Annotated in this window: 18 protein-coding genes and 1 pseudogene; 9 read left to right on the top strand and 10 right to left on the bottom strand. The window is 67.9% G+C overall.

Annotation, left to right across the window (positions count from 1 at the left end; genetic code table 11):
• The first annotated feature begins 124 nt into the window (after window positions 1-124).
• Window positions 125-2629 (top strand): DEAD/DEAH box helicase, encoded by a 2505-nt coding sequence (locus ACM6LR_RS01660; RefSeq protein ID WP_414935786.1) that lies wholly within the window; start codon window positions 125-127, stop codon window positions 2627-2629.
• Window positions 2630-2703: 74 nt separating this feature from the next.
• On the opposite strand, the gene ACM6LR_RS01655 is transcribed toward ACM6LR_RS01660, so the two are convergent.
• Both ACM6LR_RS01655 and ACM6LR_RS01650 read right to left on the bottom strand, forming a co-directional pair.
• The gene (locus ACM6LR_RS01655) at window positions 2704-3357 is read right to left on the bottom strand and encodes a DUF2269 family protein (RefSeq protein ID WP_414943027.1); all 654 of its coding nucleotides are present in this window, start codon (window positions 3355-3357) and stop codon (window positions 2704-2706) included.
• A gap of 54 nt (window positions 3358-3411) precedes the next feature.
• Window positions 3412-4001: pseudogene (locus tag ACM6LR_RS01650) on the bottom strand (NADPH-dependent F420 reductase).
• 77 nt (window positions 4002-4078) lie between these two features.
• Here ACM6LR_RS01650 and ACM6LR_RS01645 point away from each other — a divergent pair.
• Complete coding sequence (locus ACM6LR_RS01645; protein WP_414935784.1) at window positions 4079-4438, top strand: winged helix-turn-helix transcriptional regulator; 360 nt, start codon at window positions 4079-4081, stop codon at window positions 4436-4438.
• A 32-nt stretch (window positions 4439-4470) separates the two neighbouring features.
• Here ACM6LR_RS01645 and ACM6LR_RS01640 read toward each other — a convergent pair whose 3' ends face one another.
• Window positions 4471-5457, bottom strand: coding sequence for a sugar-binding transcriptional regulator (locus ACM6LR_RS01640; RefSeq protein ID WP_414943026.1), 987 nt, complete (start codon window positions 5455-5457; stop codon window positions 4471-4473).
• Window positions 5458-5586: 129 nt separating this feature from the next.
• On the opposite strand from ACM6LR_RS01640, the gene ACM6LR_RS01635 reads away from it, so the two are divergent.
• From ACM6LR_RS01635 to ACM6LR_RS01620, 4 genes are read left to right on the top strand one after another with little or no spacing between them, the layout of a single operon-like run.
• The gene (locus ACM6LR_RS01635; protein WP_414935782.1) at window positions 5587-6591 is read left to right on the top strand and encodes a zinc-dependent alcohol dehydrogenase family protein; all 1005 of its coding nucleotides are present in this window, start codon (window positions 5587-5589) and stop codon (window positions 6589-6591) included.
• Complete coding sequence (locus tag ACM6LR_RS01630; RefSeq protein WP_414943025.1) at window positions 6584-7924, top strand: ABC transporter substrate-binding protein; 1341 nt, start codon at window positions 6584-6586, stop codon at window positions 7922-7924. Before ACM6LR_RS01635 ends, ACM6LR_RS01630 begins: the two co-directional genes overlap by 8 nt.
• Window positions 7924-8859, top strand: a complete 936-nt coding sequence (locus tag ACM6LR_RS01625) for a carbohydrate ABC transporter permease (protein WP_414935780.1) — start codon at window positions 7924-7926, stop codon at window positions 8857-8859. The genes ACM6LR_RS01630 and ACM6LR_RS01625 overlap by 1 nt, the downstream gene beginning before the upstream one ends.
• The gene (locus tag ACM6LR_RS01620) at window positions 8856-9671 is read left to right on the top strand and encodes a carbohydrate ABC transporter permease (protein ID WP_414935779.1); all 816 of its coding nucleotides are present in this window, start codon (window positions 8856-8858) and stop codon (window positions 9669-9671) included. The genes ACM6LR_RS01625 and ACM6LR_RS01620 overlap by 4 nt, the downstream gene beginning before the upstream one ends.
• 91 nt (window positions 9672-9762) lie before the next feature.
• On the opposite strand, the gene ACM6LR_RS01615 is transcribed toward ACM6LR_RS01620, so the two are convergent.
• Window positions 9763-9954: a ferredoxin gene (locus ACM6LR_RS01615; RefSeq protein ID WP_414935778.1), complete on the bottom strand. Its 192-nt coding sequence runs from the start codon at window positions 9952-9954 to the stop codon at window positions 9763-9765.
• An 8-nt stretch (window positions 9955-9962) separates the two neighbouring features.
• Complete coding sequence (locus tag ACM6LR_RS01610) at window positions 9963-11177, bottom strand: cytochrome P450 (protein ID WP_414935777.1); 1215 nt, start codon at window positions 11175-11177, stop codon at window positions 9963-9965.
• Window positions 11178-11395: 218 nt separating this feature from the next.
• Between ACM6LR_RS01610 and ACM6LR_RS01605 the strand changes: the two genes are divergently transcribed.
• A complete protein-coding gene (locus ACM6LR_RS01605; protein ID WP_414935776.1) occupies window positions 11396-12034 on the top strand; it encodes a TetR/AcrR family transcriptional regulator in 639 nt (212 codons plus the stop codon).
• A 113-nt stretch (window positions 12035-12147) separates the two neighbouring features.
• On the opposite strand, the gene ACM6LR_RS01600 is transcribed toward ACM6LR_RS01605, so the two are convergent.
• The 5 genes from ACM6LR_RS01600 to ACM6LR_RS01580 are packed head-to-tail and all read right to left on the bottom strand — an operon-like array spanning window position 12148 to window position 17226.
• On the bottom strand, window positions 12148-13014 hold the full coding sequence (locus ACM6LR_RS01600; RefSeq protein WP_414935775.1) for an aldehyde dehydrogenase family protein: 867 nt from the start codon (window positions 13012-13014) through the stop codon (window positions 12148-12150).
• Window positions 13007-14440 (bottom strand): aldehyde dehydrogenase family protein, encoded by a 1434-nt coding sequence (locus ACM6LR_RS01595; RefSeq protein WP_414935774.1) that lies wholly within the window; start codon window positions 14438-14440, stop codon window positions 13007-13009. Before ACM6LR_RS01595 ends, ACM6LR_RS01600 begins: the two co-directional genes overlap by 8 nt.
• Before the next feature lie 3 nt (window positions 14441-14443).
• Window positions 14444-15418 (bottom strand): deoxyribose-phosphate aldolase, encoded by a 975-nt coding sequence (gene deoC, locus ACM6LR_RS01590; RefSeq protein WP_414943024.1) that lies wholly within the window; start codon window positions 15416-15418, stop codon window positions 14444-14446.
• A gap of 19 nt (window positions 15419-15437) precedes the next feature.
• A complete protein-coding gene (locus ACM6LR_RS01585; protein WP_414943023.1) occupies window positions 15438-16595 on the bottom strand; it encodes a serine hydrolase domain-containing protein in 1158 nt (385 codons plus the stop codon).
• 22 nt (window positions 16596-16617) lie between these two features.
• Complete coding sequence (locus tag ACM6LR_RS01580; protein WP_414937054.1) at window positions 16618-17226, bottom strand: DUF1707 SHOCT-like domain-containing protein; 609 nt, start codon at window positions 17224-17226, stop codon at window positions 16618-16620.
• Between the two features lie 105 nt (window positions 17227-17331).
• Between ACM6LR_RS01580 and ACM6LR_RS01575 the strand changes: the two genes are divergently transcribed.
• Entirely contained in the window at window positions 17332-17775 is a 444-nt protein-coding gene (locus ACM6LR_RS01575; RefSeq protein ID WP_414935771.1) for a protein tyrosine phosphatase, read from the top strand.
• Between the two features lie 18 nt (window positions 17776-17793).
• Window positions 17794-18417, top strand: a complete 624-nt coding sequence (gene upp / locus ACM6LR_RS01570) for a uracil phosphoribosyltransferase (RefSeq protein ID WP_414935770.1) — start codon at window positions 17794-17796, stop codon at window positions 18415-18417.
• The last annotated feature ends 43 nt before the right edge of the window (window positions 18418-18460 follow it).

Genomic DNA, 18460 nt, shown 5'->3' with positions numbered 1-18460 from the left:
TGCGCGCGGCCGGGAAATGCATGCCCGGTGGGTGCGCGGTACCGCGAAGCCTACGGGTTTCCATCGAAGGGCGCGATCACCCCTAGGCAAGAAGCGACCAACGGATGGCACGATAGGTCCTCTGATGACACTTACAGACCTCCTGCCTGCGGATCCCGACCCCGACTCGCTGTTCGAAGCCTTCTCCACCTGGACGGTCGAGCGCGGGTTAGCGCTGTACCCCGCGCAGGAGGAGGCCATCATCGAAGTGGTTTCCGGGGCGAACCTGATCCTGTCGACGCCGACGGGGTCCGGGAAGAGCCTGGTCGCCGTCGGGGCCCACTTCACCGCGCTCGCGCACGGCCGCCGCAGCTACTACACGGCGCCGATCAAGGCGCTCGTCTCGGAGAAGTTCTTCCAGCTCATCGAGATCTTCGGTGCGGAGAACGTCGGCATGATGACCGGCGATTCGAGCGTCAACGCCGACGCGCCGATCATCTGCTGCACGGCGGAAATCCTGGCGAACATGGCGTTGCGGCTCGGTGCCGACGCGCCGGTAGGCCAGGTCATCGCCGACGAGTTCCACTTCTACTCGGAGCCGGATCGCGGCTGGGCCTGGCAGGTGCCGCTGCTGGAACTGCCGAAGGCGCAGTTCGTGCTGATGTCGGCGACGCTGGGCGATGTCGCGTTCTTCGAGAAGGACCTCACCCGCCGGACCGGCCGCCCGACCGCGGTGGTCACCTCGGCCGAGCGGCCGGTGCCGCTCACCTTCCGCTACGCGCTGACGCCGCTGCACGAAACGATGTCCGAGCTGCTCCACGGTGGTCAGTCGCCGGTGTACGTCGTGCACTTCTCGCAGGCGGCGGCGATCGAGCGCGCGCAGACGCTGATGAGCATCAACGTCACCACCAAGGCGGAGAAGGAGGCCATCGCCGAGATGCTCGGCGACTTCCGCTTCGCCGCCGGGTTCGGGAAGACCCTCTCGCGGCTGGTCCGGCACGGTATCGGCGTGCACCACGCCGGCATGCTGCCGAAGTACCGGCGCCTGGTCGAACAGCTCGCGCAAGCGGGGCTGCTGAAGGTGATCTGCGGGACCGACACCCTGGGCGTCGGCATCAACGTACCAATCCGCACGGTGGTCTTCTCCGCGCTGACGAAGTACGACGGTGTGCGGCAACGGCATCTCAAGGCGCGCGAGTTCCACCAGATCGCCGGACGCGCGGGCCGGGCGGGTTACGACACCGACGGCTACGTCGTCGTGCAGGCGCCGGATCACGTGGTCGACAACGCCAAGGCGCTGGAGAAGGCGGGCGACGATCCCAAGAAGAAAAAGAAGATCGTCCGCAAGAAGGCGCCGGAAGGGTTCGTCAACTGGACGGAGAGCACCTTCGACCGGCTGATCGCCGCCGATCCGGAACCGCTCACGTCCAGCTTCCACGTCAGCCACTCGATGCTGCTGAACGTCGTTTCGCGGCCGGGTAACGCGTTCGACTCGATGCGGCATCTGCTGGAGGACAACCACTCCGACCGTCCGGCCCAGCGGAAGCTGATCCTGCGCGCGATCGCGATCTACCGCGCGCTGCTCGCGGCGGGCGTCGTCGAGCGGCTCGACGAACCGGACGAGCAGGGCCGGATCGTCCGGCTCACCGTGGACCTGCAGTTCGATTTCGCTTTGAACCAGCCGCTTTCGCCGTTCGCGCTGGCCGCGATCGAACTCCTCGACGTCGATTCGCCGTCGTATCCGCTCGATGTCGTGTCCATTGTGGAATCCACTGTGGACAATCCGCGTCCGGTGCTTTCACAGCAGCAGTTCAAGGCGCGTGGCGAGGCCGTGCAGGCGATGAAGGCCGAAGGCATCGAGTACGACGAGCGGATGGAACTGCTCGAAAACGTCACCTATCCGAAGCCGCTGGAAGAACTGCTGGAGGCGGCGTATTCCCGCTACCGGCAAGGGCATCCGTGGGTCGACGATTACGAGCTCAAGCCGAAGTCCGTCGTGCGCGACATGTACGAGCGTGCGATGAACTTCGTCGAGTACATCGGTTTCTACCAGCTCGCCCGGTCGGAAGGGCTGGTGCTGCGGTATCTCACCGACACCTACGACTCGCTCCGGCACACGGTTCCCGACGAGGCCAAGACCGAAGGGTTGCAGGACCTCATCGAATGGCTCGGCGAACTGGTGCGGCAAGTCGACTCCAGCCTCCTCGACGAGTGGGAGGCCTTGCGGCACCCCGAAGACGAGGGTCCGGTCTCGACGCGGCCGCCGTCCGAGCCGCCCGCGGTCACCCGCAACGAGCGGGCCTTCCGGGTCCTGGTGCGGAACGAGTTGTTCCGCCGCGTCGAACTCGCTTCCCGGCGTTCCTACGGGACGCTCGGCGAACTGGACGCCGCGTCGGGCTGGGACGCGGACGCGTGGGAAGACGCCATCGAGGACTACTTCGACGAACACGAAACCCTCGGCATCGGGCCGGACGCGCGCGGGCCTCAGCTGCTGATCATCGAGAAGGAGACGGGGATCTGGCGGCTGCGGCAGATCTTCGACGACCCGGCGGGTGATCACGACTGGGGCATCAGTGCGGAGGTCGATCTGGCGGCTTCGGACGAGGCGGGGTCGGCGATCATCCGGGTCACGGCGGTGGACCGGCCCTGAGCTGAAGGACGCTTTCGCCGCATGTCACGTGGGGAAAGTGTCCTTCGTCGCGTGACATGCGGGGAAAGTCCCCTTCAGCTCCCGGCCATCGCGACCTGAGGCCGAAGCTCTCGTCTGCGTTGGACCAACCGCGTGATCAGCACGACCAGCGAGAGCGCGGGCAGTGGATAGCCCAGCATCAGGCCCACTGTGATATCGGCGAGCGGCGCGCCGACGGCGGCGGCGAACACCCACGTCGGCGCCGTCGGCAGCTTCACACCGGTCCGGGCCTTGCCCCACGGCTTCGCCACCGAAAGCCACGCCTGGAACGCGAGTGCGCTCGCCATCAGCGCGGTGCCGACGACCAACGCCGGCGGCGCGGGCTCCGGCTCGCCCGCCCGCGCCGCTTCGACGGAGTCCTGTAGAGCGCCGGACAGCAGGAAGATCCCGGCGTAGAGCTGCACGAGCGTGATCGCGAACTTCGCCAGTACCCACCAATGCCGGGTGAAACCCCAGGCCGTCGTCGCCGCGAGCATGAAACCGGTGAAGGCCGAGGCGTTGGCGAGCGGTGCCAGCAGGAGCGAGTCGATCTCATGCGCCATGGAGGTCGCCGCGACGCGGGTCGCGCCGTCCTCGGTGGTACGGCTGATCGCTAGGAGGGTGAACAACGCCAGGGCTTCGCCCATCCAGGCCACCGAGGTGATGACATGCAGCCACACGGTCAGCTGTCGCCAGGTCTTGGTCTTCACGCCGCACAGGTTCGCGTGACCGCCCCGCCCGGCACATCGGGGACGACCCGGAAATCAGGCCGGAAGGGGCGGGAAGCAGGCCTGGGCGTCGTGGCCGTCGAACCACAGCCCGACCGTGAACGCCATCGTCGCCTCCATGAGCGCCGCGCGGTCGAGACCGCCCGCGACCAGGGGAACGCACCCGAGGTCGCGGACCAGTTCACTCACTTCGCCGACCTTGTCGCCGCAGATCGGCACCGCCAGCGGACGCACGCCGAACACCGGCGGAGTCATCCGCCAGACGTCCACGTGGCACAGGTTGAACGCCTTGACCACGTGCGCGTCCGGCGCGGCGGCGGCGATCCGGGCCGCCTGATCGGGCACCGTGAGCACGGCGCCGGGGCCGACCGCGTTGGTGCAGTCGACCAGGACCTTCCCGGTGAGATTTCCCGCCGCGGCAAGGACTTCCGTCACCGAGGCGGCGGGAACGGCGAGCAGGATCACCTCACTTGCCCTGGCGGTTTCCTCCCAGGTCCCACTCGTGGGGAGATCTTGGCGGCCTTGGTCCGGTCGCGGGCGGAGACCATCACCTCGTGCCCGGCCTTGGCCCACTGGCCCCCGAGCGCCTCCGCCATCCCGCCCGCGCCGAAAATGCCGATACGCATTGTGCTGCTCCCTAAGATCGAGTTACAGCACGACGGTAGAAAGCCGCGCGGGTACCAAGTGGTTACCGGAGGTCCCCATGAACGACGTCTTCCTCGCCGATTGCCGCGCCCGGCTGGCCTTCGACCTGATGGCGAACACGTGGAACCCGGTCGTCCTGTGGGCCCTGCGCGACGGCGCGCTCCGGCCCGCCGAACTGCGGCGACGGCTCGGCGGGATCAGCACGAAGGTGCTCACGGAGACGGTCCGGCGGCTGGAGTTCAATGGTCTGGTCAGCAGGCGTGACTGCGGTCGCACGGCGAAGGTCGAGTACTCGCTGACAGACCTCGGGGTCAGCCTCCTGGGGCCCATCGAGGCCTTCGGGGAGTGGGCCCATCGACACGGTGACGACGTGATGTCCGCGCAGGACAAGGCGACCCAGTCGCGCGATCTCGCGTGATTGCCCGGCGATCTCGCGTGTTTGGAGGCGGATCACGTGAGTGAGTGCGGGCGGGCCTCGGCCAGCTTGAGGAGCGGGACGGCCGCGGCCGCGTCGGTGATCAGCGTCGAAACCATGCCGGAGCGCAGGACGGCGTCGATCGCCTCTGCCTTCGGTTCCGTGTAGCCCAGCGCGATCACCTCGGGGACCGCCAGTAGTTCCTCGGCGCTGATGGCCAGCACGTGGTGGGCCAGTCCGGTGGACATCGGTGTGCCGTCGGCGTCGAACAGGCGCGCGGAAACCTCCGCTTTGGCACCGCGTTTCGCTATCGCGCCTCGTTCCGTTTCGTCGAGCGCGTCGAAAACCGTCGATTCCTCGGGTTTCCACGCGCCGATGCTGACGACCGCCTTGGTCAGGTTCTTGAACTGCCCGAAGGTTTCCGCGATCCCGGGCTGCCGTCGCAGCGTCTCGGTGGTGCGGCGGTCGGGGAGGACGAGCGGGCCGAAGATCGGGTACGCCTGTCCGCCGGAGACGGAGGCGACCCGGCCGACCGTCTCCACCGAACGGTCCCGCATGTCCATGCCCGCCTGCACTCCGCACAGTTGCACGACCGGGCATTTCGGCAACGACTGGATCGCGTCGGTCATCGCGTTCACGGAACGTGCCCATGACAGGCCGAGGACGTCGCCGGGAGTGACGATCTCGGCCAGGAGTTGAGCCGCGAGCGTGCCGATCTTCCGCCGGGCCACTTCGCGGGATTCCGGTTCCGGCGCTCGTTCGAGCACGAGGACCCGGTCCAGCCGGTACGCGGCGCGAATCTCCTCGGACAGCACGAGGTCGACCGGCGACGGCAGGTGGAACCCGACCCGGACGATGCCGCTTTCCCTGGCCGTGTCCAGCATTCGGGCGACCTTGAACCGGCTGATCCCGAACTCGTCGGCGATTTCGAGTTTCGAGGCGCCCTGTTCGTAGAAACGCCGGGCGACCGCGGCCAGGCGCAACGACTCCACCAGGCCGGGATTCTGTTTCTTCCCGCTCATATGAGCACTGTAGCGCGAAATCTGTGCGAAAGGTTGACGTAACAACAGGGAAAGTCCCACCATGCCTGGACATGCAGTCAAAAGCATAAGCCCACCTCGCTCATTTGAGCGGAGAGAAGAGGAGCTGGCATGCGTGCCGCGATCGTGGACAAGCCCGGGGAGATCAGGGTCGGCGAGGTGCCCGATCCTCGACCGGGGGATCGCCAGGTCGTCCTCGAGGTCGGTGCCTGTGGGATCTGCGGGACCGATCTCCACATCGCCGACGGGCATTTCCCGCCGACGCCCTATCCGATCGTCCCCGGCCACGAGTTCGCCGGCGAGATCGTCGAACTCGGCGCCGACGTGCCGGGTGGCTGGCGGATCGGCGACCGCGTGGCCGTCGACCCGTCGCTGTTCTGCGGCTACTGCAAGCCTTGCCGGTCCGGCCGCGGCAACCTCTGCGAGAACTGGAACGCGACCGGGGACACCGTGAACGGCGCTTTCGCCGAGTACGTCGCCGTTCCGTCGGCGAACTGCTACCGGATGCCGGACACGATGACCTGGGAACAGGGCGCGCTCGTCGAGCCGGTTTCCTGCGCTGTCCACGGCGTGCGCCGGATCGGCGTCGAGGCGGGGGAGCGGTTCCTCGTCGTGGGCGCGGGCACGATGGGCCTGATCATGCAGCAGTTGCTGCAGCGTGCGGGCGCCCACGTCACGATGGTCGACCGCAACACCTCCCGCCTCGGTCGCGCGAAGGACCTCGGCGCGGTCGCGGTCGCGGGTGACGTGAAGGACCTGGACGACGAGAAGTTCGACGCCGCCGCGGACTGCACCGGCGCCGCGCCGGCCATCGAAGCCGCCTTCGACTCGCTTCAGCGCGGAGGCCGCTTGCTGGTCTTCGGCGTCGCGCCCGCTGAAGCACGCGTCGCGCTTTCGCCGTTCCGGATCTACAACGACGAGATCACCGTCGTCGGCTCGATGGCCGTCATGAACAGCTTCGGTGCCGCGCTCGACCTGGTCGCCGACGGCGCCATCGACACCGGCGCCCTGCTCACCGACACGCTGCCGCTGGAGCAGTACCCCGACGCGCTCGCCCTCATGCGCAGCGGCGCCGGCCTGAAGGTGCAGGTCTTACCGGGAGGCGAAAGTGCGTGAAACGGTCGCTCTGCTCACGGTTCTCTTGCTGACCCTGACCGGTTGCGCCGGTGCGGGCGCGCTCGGGACCGGCGACCGGACGCTCGTCGTCGCGATCGTCGCGAACCCGCAGATGAAGGACGCCATCGAGCTTTCCGGCGAGTTCGAGAAGGCGAATCCCGGTGTCACTCTCAAGTTCGTTTCCCTGCCCGAGAACCAGGCGCGCGCCAAGATCACCGCGTCGACGGCCACCGAGGGCGGCGAGTTCGACGTCGTCATGATCAGCAACTACGAGGCGCCGCAGTGGGCCGCGAACGGCTGGCTCGAAAACCTCGAACCGCATATCGCGGCGAATCCTTCGTACGACTCGGCCGACTTCATTCCGAGCATCAAGGAATCCTTGTCGCACAACGGATCGATGTACGCGGTGCCGTTCTACGGCGAGTCTTCGTTCCTGGCCTACCGGAAGGACCTGTTCGAGCAGGCCGGGATCACCATGCCCGCCAAGCCGACCTGGTCGCAGATCGCCGAGTACGCCGCGAAACTCGACGACAAGGCGAAGGGCCTGGCCGGGATCTGCCTGCGCGGCAAGCCGGGCTGGGGCGAGAGCCTCGCGCCGTTCACCACGGTCGCCAACACCTTCGGCGCCCAGTGGTTCGACAAGGACTGGAACGCCAAGCTGACCAGCCCCGAGTTCAAGGCGGCCGCCGAGTTCTACGTCAACCTCGTGCGCGACCACGGCGAGGTCGGCGCGTCGAGCGCGGGCTTCTCCGAATGCGGCACGCGGTACACGCAGGGTCAGGCCGCGATCTGGTACGACGCCACCGTCATGGCGGGCACGAACGAGGACCCGTCGGCCAGCAAGGTCGTCGGGAAGTCCGGGTATGCCCCGGCACCGGTGGAGAAGACGCGGGCGAGCGGCTGGCTCTACACCTGGGCGCTGGCGATCCCGAAGGTGGCCAAGGACAAGCACGCCGCCTTCAAGTTCATGTCCTGGATGACCGACAAGGCCTACGTGCGGCGGGTCGCCCAGGAATATGGCGACTGGAACCGCGTCCCGCCGGGCGTGCGCAAGTCGACCTACGACATTCCCCAGTACCGCGAGGCCGCCAAGGCCTACGCACAGCCGACGCTGGACGGGATCGCGGACGCCAACCAGCGAAAGGCGATGGCGAATCCGGTGCCCTACCCCGGCATCCAGTTCGTCGGCATCCCCGAGTTCCAGGATCTCGGCACGCGCGTGAGCCAGCAGCTTTCGGCGGCGATCGCGGGCCAGATCACCGTGGACGAAGCACTGGAGCAGTCACAGGAGTACGCGCAGACCGTCGGCAAGTCGTATCAGGAGGTGCAGTGATGGCCACGCTCTCCGCTCCCGCCCGCACCGAGCCCGCCCGCGCGAAGAAGGCGGCTCCGAAGCGCGGCACCGACACGCCGTTCAAACGACGGCTCCCGTTGTTGCCCGCTTTGCTGTTCGTCGTCGCGGTGACGCAGTTGCCGTTCGTGCTGACGGTGTTCTACTCGTTCCAGTCGTGGAACCTGGTGCGGCCGGGCTCGCGGCATTTCGTGGGGCTACAGAACTACATCGACGTCTTCGCCGACTCGACGTTCCTCGGCGCACTGCTGAACACCGTCGTGCTCACGGTCGTCTGCGTCCTCTTCTCCCTGCTGCTCGGCCTGGGACTCGCGATCCTGCTGGACCGCGAGTTCCTCGGCCGCGGCGTGGTCCGGACGCTGCTGATCACGCCGTTCCTGATCCTGCCCGCGGCGGGCGCGCTGCTGTGGAAGACGACGATGTTCGACCCGACCTACGGGTTGCTGCACTTCGTCTTCGGCACGGACGTCGACTGGCTTTCGGAGTTCCCGCTCGCGGCGGTGATGGCCCAGGTCGTCTGGCAGTGGACGCCGTTCATGATGCTGCTGATCCTGGCCGGGCTGCAGAGCCAGCCCAAGGACGTGCTGGAGGCCGCGTCGGTCGACGGCGCCGGCCGCTGGCGGACGTTCACCTTGATCACCCTGCCGCATCTGAGCCGGTTCCTGCAGCTGGCGACGCTGCTGGGCGCGATCTACATCGTGAACAGCTTCGACGCGATCTTCCTGATGACACAAGGAGGCCCGGGTACGGCCAGCACGAACCTGCCGTTCTACATCTACCAGCGGGCGTTCCAAGGTTTTGACATCGGGCAGTCGTCCGCGATGGGCGTCATCGTCGTGATCCTGACGATGATCGTCGCGACTTTCGCGCTGCGACTGATGTTCCGCACGTTCTCGGTCCAGGGAGGCGCGAAATGAGAGGCCGGTTCGGCGCGGGCGCGCTGACGGTCGCGACCTGGGTGATCGCGATTCTGTTCGTGTTCCCGCTGCTGTGGATGATCCTCACGGCCTTCAAACAGGAGGCCGACGCCTACACCGATCCGCCGCGGCTGTTCTTCTCCCCGACCCTCGACCAGTTCGCCGGTGTACTCGAACGCGGGTTCCTGCCGTACCTGTCGAATTCCGCGTTCGTCACCATCGTCTCGACGATTTTCGTGCTGCTGCTGGGAATCCCGGCGGCGTACGCGCTGTCGCTGGCGCCGGTGAAGGGGACGAGCAACGCGCTCGGCTTCTTCCTGTCGACGAAAATGCTGCCGATCGTGGCGGCGATCATCCCGCTGTACGTGATCTCGCAGAACACCCAGCTGCTGGACAACGTGTGGGCGCTGATCATCCTGTACACCTCGATGAACCTGCCGCTGGCCATCTGGATGATGCGGTCGTTCTTCCTCGAAGTGCCGCACGAGATGATCGAAGCGGCCCGGATCGACGGCGCGACCCTGCCGGTGCTGCTGCGGAAGATCATCATGCCGGTCGTCGCGCCAGGGGTGGCCGCGACCGCGCTGATCTGCGTGATCTTCTCGTGGACCGAGTTCTTCTACTCGGTCAACCTCACCGCCGCGCGGGCCGGGACCGTGCCGGTGTTCCTGGTCGGGTTCATCACCAGCGAGGGCCTGTACTGGGCGCAGCTGTCCGCGGCCGCGCTGCTCGCGTCGTCGCCGGTGATGATCGTCGGCTGGATCGCGCAGAACCACCTCGTCCGCGGCCTGTCGATGGGCGCGGTCAAGTAGGTCTTGGGGCCGGACTGCGGTCCGTGAAGGCCACCTTGAGGGACCCAGAGTCCCTCAAGGCGACCTTCACGGACTCGGAACAGCCACTCACTTAAGCGAGCGAGAGCGCCTGACCAGGGCAGATATGCACGGCCGTGCGCGCGTTCTCCTGTGCGTCGCCTTCGGGCTCCGCGTTCAGCACGATGACCGTCCCGTCGTCCTCGCTCTGATCGAACAGATCGGGGTCGGTGAGCACGCACTGGCCCGCGCCCACACACCTCCCGGTGTCCGCGATGATCTTCATGGATCCTCCTACCAGGTGACCGGAAGGGCGTGGAGGCCGTAGATCGACGAGTCGTGCTTGAACTGCAGTTCGTCGACCGGAACGGCGATCCGGATGCCCGGAATACGCTTGAACAGCGTATCGAAAACGATCTGGAGTTCCATCCGCGCGAGGTTCTGGCCGAGGCACTGGTGCACCCCGAACCCGAACGCGACGTGGTGCCGTGCGCCACGCTCGATGTCGAAGTCGTCGGGGTTCTCGAACCCGTCCGGATCGTGGTTGCCGGCGTTGCTCAGGCCGACGACCCCGTCACCGGCGCGGATGAGCGTGCCGCCGATCTCGACGTCGGTCGTGGCGAAGCGTGAGGTCGCTATCTCCGCGATGGTGAAGACCCTCAGCAGCTCCTCGATCGCGGGGAGGGTCTTGTCCGGGTCCGCCTTGATCTTCGCCAGCTGATCGGGGTTCTCCAGCAGGGTCACCGTGCCGAGCGAGATCATGTTCGCCGTCGTCTCGTGGCCGGCGATGAGCAGCAGAAACGCCAAGCTGACGAGTTCGCCGTGGTCTTCCTCGCCCGATTCCCGCTGCTTCAGGATCTGGCGGCCGATGAGGTCGTCTTCGGTGGGGTTCGCTTCTTTCTTGGTTACGAGTTCGTCGAGATAGCTCTCGAGCTGCTCGAACGCCGACTGCCTTTCCTCGGGGGAGACCTCACGGTTCAGCATCTTGGAACTGCGGGCCTGGAAGAAATCGTGGTCCGAATAGGGGACGCCGAGCAGTTCGCAGATCACCAGCGACGGAACCGGCAGGGAAAGCGCCTGTACCAGATCGGCGGGTTTGGGGCCCGCGAGCAGGGCGTCGATATGCTCGTCGACGATCTGCTGGATGCGCGGCTGCAGCGCCTTCATGCGTTTGACCGTGAATTCCCCGACGACGTCACGCCGGGCTCGGCTGTGCTCCGGCGGGTCCATCGAGATGAGAGACGGGCGGAACGGCTTGTCTTCACGCCGGATTTGCCGTGTGACCATCAACGGGAACGACGGATTCAGCCGGTCGGAGCTGAAATGCGGGCTGCTCAGCATTTCGCGGATGTCTTCGAGCCGGGTGAGTGCCCAAGCCGTCTGCCCGGAAGGCAGACCGACCCGGGAAATCGGGCTTTCCTCGCGAAGTTTCTTGTATTCCGGCGGCGGTGAAAACGGGCAAGTGCGTTCCAGCGGCAAGGTGGCGGTGGTTTCCTCGACGTCGGTCATCGGGTTTGTCCTTCCCCAGCATGTCGGGTGGGTTCGGGCGATATCGGAAAGTGGGCCCCAAAATGTATGCGGATGGTTTTATTCCGCTTATGTCATCCAAGGTACTCAAGTGGAGGCAGGTCGTCCACTCGCGAAGGGGTGGTTCTCCGGGAAGCGTGAAGGGCGCGCGCGTACGTGCGAGAATCACGGCGCCGAAGCACCCTTGAGAGGCGAGGATCATGACAGCCGACCCCGAGACCCGCTTGCGTGCCGACGCGCGCCGGAACCGGGATCAGATCCTGGCCGCCGCGAGAGTCATCTTCGCCGCTCAGGGCCCCGAGGTCCCGATGGAGGAGATCGCGCGCTCGGCGGGCGTCGGCGTCGGCACCCTCTACCGGCGCTTCCCGGACCGGGACGCGTTGATCCGGGCGGTCGCCGTCGACAACTTCGATCGGGTTCTCAGGGACGCGAAGGCCGCGAAGGACCAGGAGTCCTCCGACTGGGACGCCCTGATCCGGCTCTTGCACCAGTCGATGGAGCTGCAGCTGAGCATTCAGCTCGCGATGGTGTCGCCTCGCGCGCTGGCGATCCTCACCGGCGACCCCGCGATCAAGGCCCTGCGCGACGAGTTGCTGCTGGTGATGGACGCCTTCGTGCGGGGAGCGCAGGCGGAGGGACGGCTCCGCACGGACGTCGCGACCGGTGACGTGGCGATCCTGTTCGCGACCGTGCTGCGGCAGATGCCGGGCAAGGGCGAGGAGGTCGCGCGGATGGCGACCCGGCGGTGCATCGGGATCATGATCGACGGCCTGCGGGCCGCGGGCTCGAACGAGCCGCTTCCGGGCCGGGCCCTGACCGGCGCCGACCTGCACCCGTAAAGCGGCCGCAACCAGAGGACTAAACGCGACGAGGTGCCTGGCGCCGGAACGCGTTTAGTCCTCTGGTTGCGATCCACACGGACCGCAACTAGAGGACTAATTGCGCCAGGGGGTCAGACGCCCAGCGGGTGCCAGACGGTCTTCGCTTCCAGGTACCGCCGCAGTCGCGCGATGTCGGCGTCGGCCGTCCAGTCCGGCTCGGCGTCCGAGACGGACAGGACGCGCTTCACGGTGCCCGCGGCGTCTCGCGCCAGGTCGGCACGGGCCGAAGGCTCGGCGCCGGTCGGGTCGAGGGCGTTGACGTCCGCGTGCGACGCCAGCCACGGGCCCAGCTCCGACGCCCGTCCGGTCAGGATGTTCGCCACGCCACCGGGCAGGTCGGACGTCGCCAGGACCTCCGACAGGGTGATCGCGGGCAGCGGTCGCTCCGCACTGGAGACGACCACGGCGGTCGAGCCCGTCGCCAGCACCGGGGCCAGCACACTCACCAGGCCCAGCAGCGACGACTGCTGCGGCGCGAGCACGCCGACGACACCGGTCGGTTCGGGGACCGTGAAGGAGAAGTACGGGCCCGCGACGGGATTGGCCGCGCCGAGGACGGTCACGATCTTGTCCGTCCAGCCCGCGTACCAGACCCAGCGATCGATCGAAGCGTCCACAAGGGACTGAGCCTTCTTCGCCGCCACGCCTTCGGACGCCGAAACCTCCGCGACGAACTGCTCGCGACGGCCTTCCAGCATCTCCGCCACCCGGTACAGCACCTGGCCACGGTTGTAGGCCGTCGCCGCTGACCAGCCGCCGAATGCTTTGCGGGCGGCGGAAACCGCGTCGCGGACGTCCTTGCGGGACGCGTGCGAGGCGTTGGCCAGGAACTTGCCCTTGGCGTCGGTGACCGGGTACACCCGGCCCGACTCCGAGCGCGGGAACTTGCCGCCGACGTAGAGCTTGTAGGTCTTCGCCACCGAAATACGGTCAGACATCGAGGTAGGCCTCCAGTCCGGTGCGTCCGCCTTCGCGGCCGAAACCCGACTCCTGGTAGCCGCCGAACGGCGCGGCGGGATCGAAGCGGTTGAACGTGTTGGCCCAGACGACACCGGCGCGGAGCTGGTTCGCCATCCACAGGATGCGCGAGCCCTTCTCGGTCCAGATACCGGCGGAGAGCCCATACGGCGTGTTGTTCGCCTTGGTCACGGCCTCGTCCGGCGTGCGGAACGTCAGCACCGACAGCACCGGCCCGAAGATCTCCTCGCGGGCGATGCGCATCGACTGCTGGACATCCGAGAACACCGTGGGAGCGAAGAAAAAACCGCGTTCCGGCACCGGGCACGGGCTGGTCCAGCGCTCCGCGCCTTCGGCGTCGCCGGATTCCACCAGTCCCTTGATCTTCGCGAGCTGCTCGGCGGAGTTGATCGCGCCGATGTCGGTGTTCTTGTCGAGCGGGTCGCCCAGCCGCAGGGTCGAGACGCGGTAGCGGAGCTTTTCGAGCACCTCGTCGGCGATCGACTCCTGCACCAGCAGACGCGAACCCGCGCAACAGACGTGGCCCTGGTTGAAGAAGATCCCGTTGACGATCCCCTCGACGGCTTGGTCCAGCGCGGCGTCGTCGAAGACGATGTTCGCGGCCTTGCCGCCCAGTTCCAGCGTGAGCTTCTTCGACGTGCCGGCGACCTGACGCTGAATGGCCTTGCCGACGTCGGTGGATCCGGTGAAGGCGACCTTGTCGACGTCGTCGTGGCCCACCAGCGCGGCGCCGATGTCACCGGCGCCGGGCAGGATGTTGACCACCCCGGGCGGGAGTTCCGCCTGCTGACAGATCTCCGCGAACACGAGCGCGGTCAACGGCGTGGTCTCCGCCGGTTTGAGCACCACGGTGTTGCCGGTGGCCAGCGCGGGTGCGATCTTCCAAGCCAGCATCAGCAGCGGGAAGTTCCACGGGATGACCTGGCCCGCGACACCGAGCGGCTTCGGGTTCGGGCCGTAGCCCGCGTAGTCGAGCTTGTCGGCCCAACCCGCGTGGTAGAAGAAGTGCGCGGCGGCCGTCGGCACGTCGGAGTCGCGCGATTCCTTGATCGGCTTGCCGTTGTCGAGGCTTTCCAGCACGGCCAGCTCCCGCGACCGCTCCTGGATCAGGCGTGCGATGCGGAACAGGTACTTGGCGCGTTCCGAGCCCGGCATCTTGGACCAGACGCCGGTGTACGCCTTGCGTGCGGCCTTGACCGCTTTGTCCACATCGGACACCGACGCGGTGCCAACCTCGGCGAGCACCTCTTCGGTGGCCGGGTTGATTGTCTTGAGCGGCTCGCCGGAGCCGTCCACGAACTCGCCGTTGACGAACGGCCGGTAGTGCGGTTTGAGGTTCGCGAGGTCGCGCGATTCGGGCGCGGGCGCGTACTCGAAGATGCCCATGGATCAGTCCACCGTCACGTAGTCGGGACCGCTGTAGTGGCCGTCGGCCTGGGTGCGGCGCTGCAGCAGGAGGTCGTTGAGCAGGCTGGACGCCCCGAACCGGAAGAGGTCCGGCGTCAGCCACTGCTCACCGGCGACCTCGTGCACCGCGACCAGGTACTTGATCGCGTCCTTGGTCGTCCGGATGCCACCGGCGGGTTTGACGCCACGCAGGTCACCGGTCTGGACGAACCAGTCGCGGACGGCCTGCAGCAGCACGTGGGTGACCGGCAGCGTCGCGGCCGGCGAGACCTTGCCGGTGGAGGTCTTGATGAAGTCGCCGCCCGCCAGCAGCGCGAGCCAGGACGCGCGGCGCACGTTGTCGTAGGTGGCCAGTTCACCGGTCTCGAGGATGACCTTGAGGTGGGCGCTGCCACAGGCGGCCTTGATCGCCTGGATCTCCTCGAAGACCGCCAGGTAGCGGCCCTGAAGGAACGCGCCCCTGTCGATCACCATGTCGATCTCGGCGGCGCCGGCGTCGACGGCGATCTTGGTGTCGGCCAGCTTGATCTCGCGGCTCGTGCGGCCCGCCGGGAAGCCGGTGGCCACACTCGCGACGTGAATGCCGGTGCCGCGCAGCGCCTCGACAGCCGTCTCGACCATGTCCGGGTACACGCACACGGCCGCCACCCGCGGGGTGTCCGGGCGGTCCGGGTCCGGCCGCTTGGCCTTCGCCGCGAGCGCGCGGACCTTGCCCCGCGTGTCGGCGCCTTCGAGGGTCGTCAGGTCGACCATCGAGATGGCGGTGTCGATCGCCCAGAGCTTGGCGGACTTCTTGATGCTGCGTGTGCCGAGGCCCGCGGCCCGCTGCTCGACGCCGACCTGGTCGACACCGGGCAGCCCGTGCAGGAACCGGCGCAGGCTCGCCTCGTCGCGAGTCGCGTCCGTCAGCGGCGCCGGGGTGGCCGTCACCGCCGACGAGCTGGTCGTAGCTGTCATACCGGTGAGTGTAGGCGGCCTACAGGCTGGGCACCGGGGCCCGGGCGGTGGCCGGCGCGGGCAGCACCGGCGCGCAGAACTCGCTGATCATCGGCAGCTGGCGTTTGAGCGAGGCGTCCGGTGACGCGGTGAGGTCCACGGTGGCCAGCGTCGAGATGTTCTTGCCCGCGTCGTCACGGAAGCTGAGGGTGTTGAAGCCGGGCAGGTCGCCGCCGTGGCCCCAGATGGTGATGTCCTCCGCGCAGATGCCCGCGCTCTTGAGGTTCAGCTTCATCAGGCCGAGGCCGTACTCCATCCCACCCGCCGGGACCGTCTTCTTCATCTGCGCGAGGAGATCGGCCGGCAGCAGGCGGCCGCCGAGCAGCGCCTCGAAGAAGCGGTTGAGGTCGGCGCCCGAGGACACCACGCCGCCCGCGCCGAAGTAGCGCGAGTAGTTGTAAGTGGTGACGTCGGTGAGGCCGCGCGGGGCGTCGTACAGCTGCTCGTAGCCGCGGGCGGCCGGGCCGATCAGGAACGGGAAGTCGCGGGGGAGCGAGGTGTCGCGCAGGTGCAGCGGGCGGGCGATGCGCTCGTCCAGCACCCGTTCGAGCGGCTTGCGGGTGAGCTTCTCGACCAGCAGGCCGAGGACGTTGTAGCCGGTGTTGGAGTACGCCCAGTTCGTCCCCGGCTTGAACACCAGCGGCTGCTTCTTCGTGCTGAGGCGGATCTGGTCGTCGCTGTCGAAGTGCTGGAAGCGTTCGGTGTCGACCTCCGGCCCGGTCGCCCAGGAGTCCTCGGGAAGCAGGTCGCGGGGGAGGCCACTGGTGTGCTGCAGCAGCTGGCGGACGGTGATCGGTTCCGGATACGGCAGCAGCCCTGGCAGGTGGCGCTGGACAGGTTCGTCGAGTCCGACGCGCTTCTCGGCCGCCAGCTGCAGGACCAGCGTCGCGACGAAGACCTTGGACACGCTCGCGACCCGCCAGCGCCCGGAGGCGTCGGGTTTGCCGGGCCGCTCGATGCTCGCGACGCCGCTGACGCCTCGGAAATCGTCGGCGACCGCGACCATCCCCGGGATGCCGGCGGCGACCGCCGCGTCCATCGCGGTCTGGCGCGGATCGGTCTTTCCGCCCGCCGCCGCCGGGAAGGCAGTGACGGAAAGCAGTGCGGCACAAGCGATGGCGACGAAACTTCGGCGCATCAGACGGTCCCCCCGGTTCGGTTCAGCCTTCGAGTTCAGGTACATCTCTGTTGCGTGGCTTTCGCTTGACGATGACGGCGCCCCAGAACGCCAGTCCGGTGATCTTCACCGTCGGGGCGGTCGGCGGCGCGGCGGGCGTACCGGCGCGGTCCTCCAGTTCGAAGGCCCCCATGAAGCCGATTCCGGTGACGTCCACGTTGATGTCGTCGGGCACGACGATGTCGATCCCGCCCATGATCGCGACCGCGGTGATCGTCGTGTTCTTCTCGGCGAAGCGCGCGTGCCGCAGGTCGATGTCGGTCCCGCCCCAGAACGCGAAACTGTTGTGCTGCGGCGGGACGACCCAGCTGCCCTTGCGGGACGCGCCGGACATGACGGCGATCGAGGCGCCGGAGCCCGGATGCCCGCCGATGCGGTCGTCGGGCAAACCGAGCGCGCGCGACGTCGCCGGCTGGATCGCCGAGCGGTTCCGCGGCAGGTCCGCGGTGACCGGTTCGAGGTCGCCGACGGTCTTGGCCGCGTAGACGATGGTGAGCCGTTCTTCCAGCTCGTTGATGGTGATGCGGCCCTCGGACATCGCCGCGTGCAGCACCTGCGCGACCTGCTCGCGGTCGGCGTCGGAGATGCGCATCTGTTCGGGTCCCGGCAGGGCGGACTCTTCGCTCACGCGCAGGAGCCTAGCGCCGCCGGGAGGGCCGGGCGTCCACCTTCCGGCCGACAATGGGATTCTGCCGTGATGGGGAACTCATTACCCGGCGCGATCACGCTGCCGGACGGTGTCGAGATTCGAGGACGAGGCCTGGGTCGTCCCTGGCCAGAGGGGCCTTCGCCGGACTTCGGGCTATATCTGGGTGGCGCGAAGCTGCGCCGGAAGCACGACCACAAGCTGGACTGGGACCACGAGTGGATCCGCTGGCCCGACTTCCTGCTCCCGATGGACCGGGAGGAGGCCCGGCAGCAGATCGTGGCCGCGCACGGGCGGGCCGCGGCGGGAGAGAACGTCGAGGTCGCCTGTTACGGCGGGGTCGGGCGGACCGGCACGGTGCTGTCCTGCCTGGCGACGCTCGGCGGGCTGAGCGCCGACGAGGCCGTGGCGTGGGCACGGGCGAACCACCACGAGCGTTCGGTGGAGACACCCTGGCAGCGCCGCTGGGTCGGCTGGTTCGCGCGGCAGGCGTGAGACGTTAAATTGACCGGCATGGATGTGCACGTCGTTGATCACCCGCTGGCCAAGGCCAGGCTCTCCACCATGCGCGACGCGCGCACCGACAGCGCCGCCTTCCGCGCGGCGCTGCACGAACTGACCGTCATGCTGGTCTACGAAGCCACCCGCGACATGCCCGTGCGCGTCGACCGGATCCACACGCCGGTGGCGCGCACCGACGGCTACGCGCTGGCGAGCCCGCCGCTGCTGGTGCCGGTCCTGCGGGCCGGGCTGGGGATGGCGGACCAGGCGCACAAGCTGATCCCCGACGCCCAGATGGGCTTCGTCGGGCTCGCCCGCGACGAGGAGACGCTCAAGCCGACGCCGTACCTGGAGTCGCTGCCCGAATCGCTCGCCGACCGGCCGGTGCTGGTGCTCGACCCGATGCTGGCGACCGGCGGCTCGATGGAGTACACGATCCGGCTGCTCACCGATCGCGGCGCCACCGACGTCACCGCGATCTGCGCGCTGGCCGCTCCCGAGGGAATCGAGCACCTCGGGAAGACCGGGCTGCCGGTGCGGGTGGTGACCGCGAGCGTCGACGAGCGGCTCAACGACTCCGGGTTCATCGTGCCGGGTCTCGGGGACGCGGGGGACCGGCAGTACGGGGCCGTTTGAGCGGACTCCGATCGCGTTTAGCCCGCTGAACGCGATCCGGGTG

Origin of the sequence: Amycolatopsis sp. cmx-11-32, assembly GCF_047608695.1 — a bacterium.
Lineage (GTDB): Bacteria > Actinomycetota > Actinomycetes > Mycobacteriales > Pseudonocardiaceae > Amycolatopsis.
This window is presented reverse-complemented; position numbering and strand designations above follow the sequence as displayed.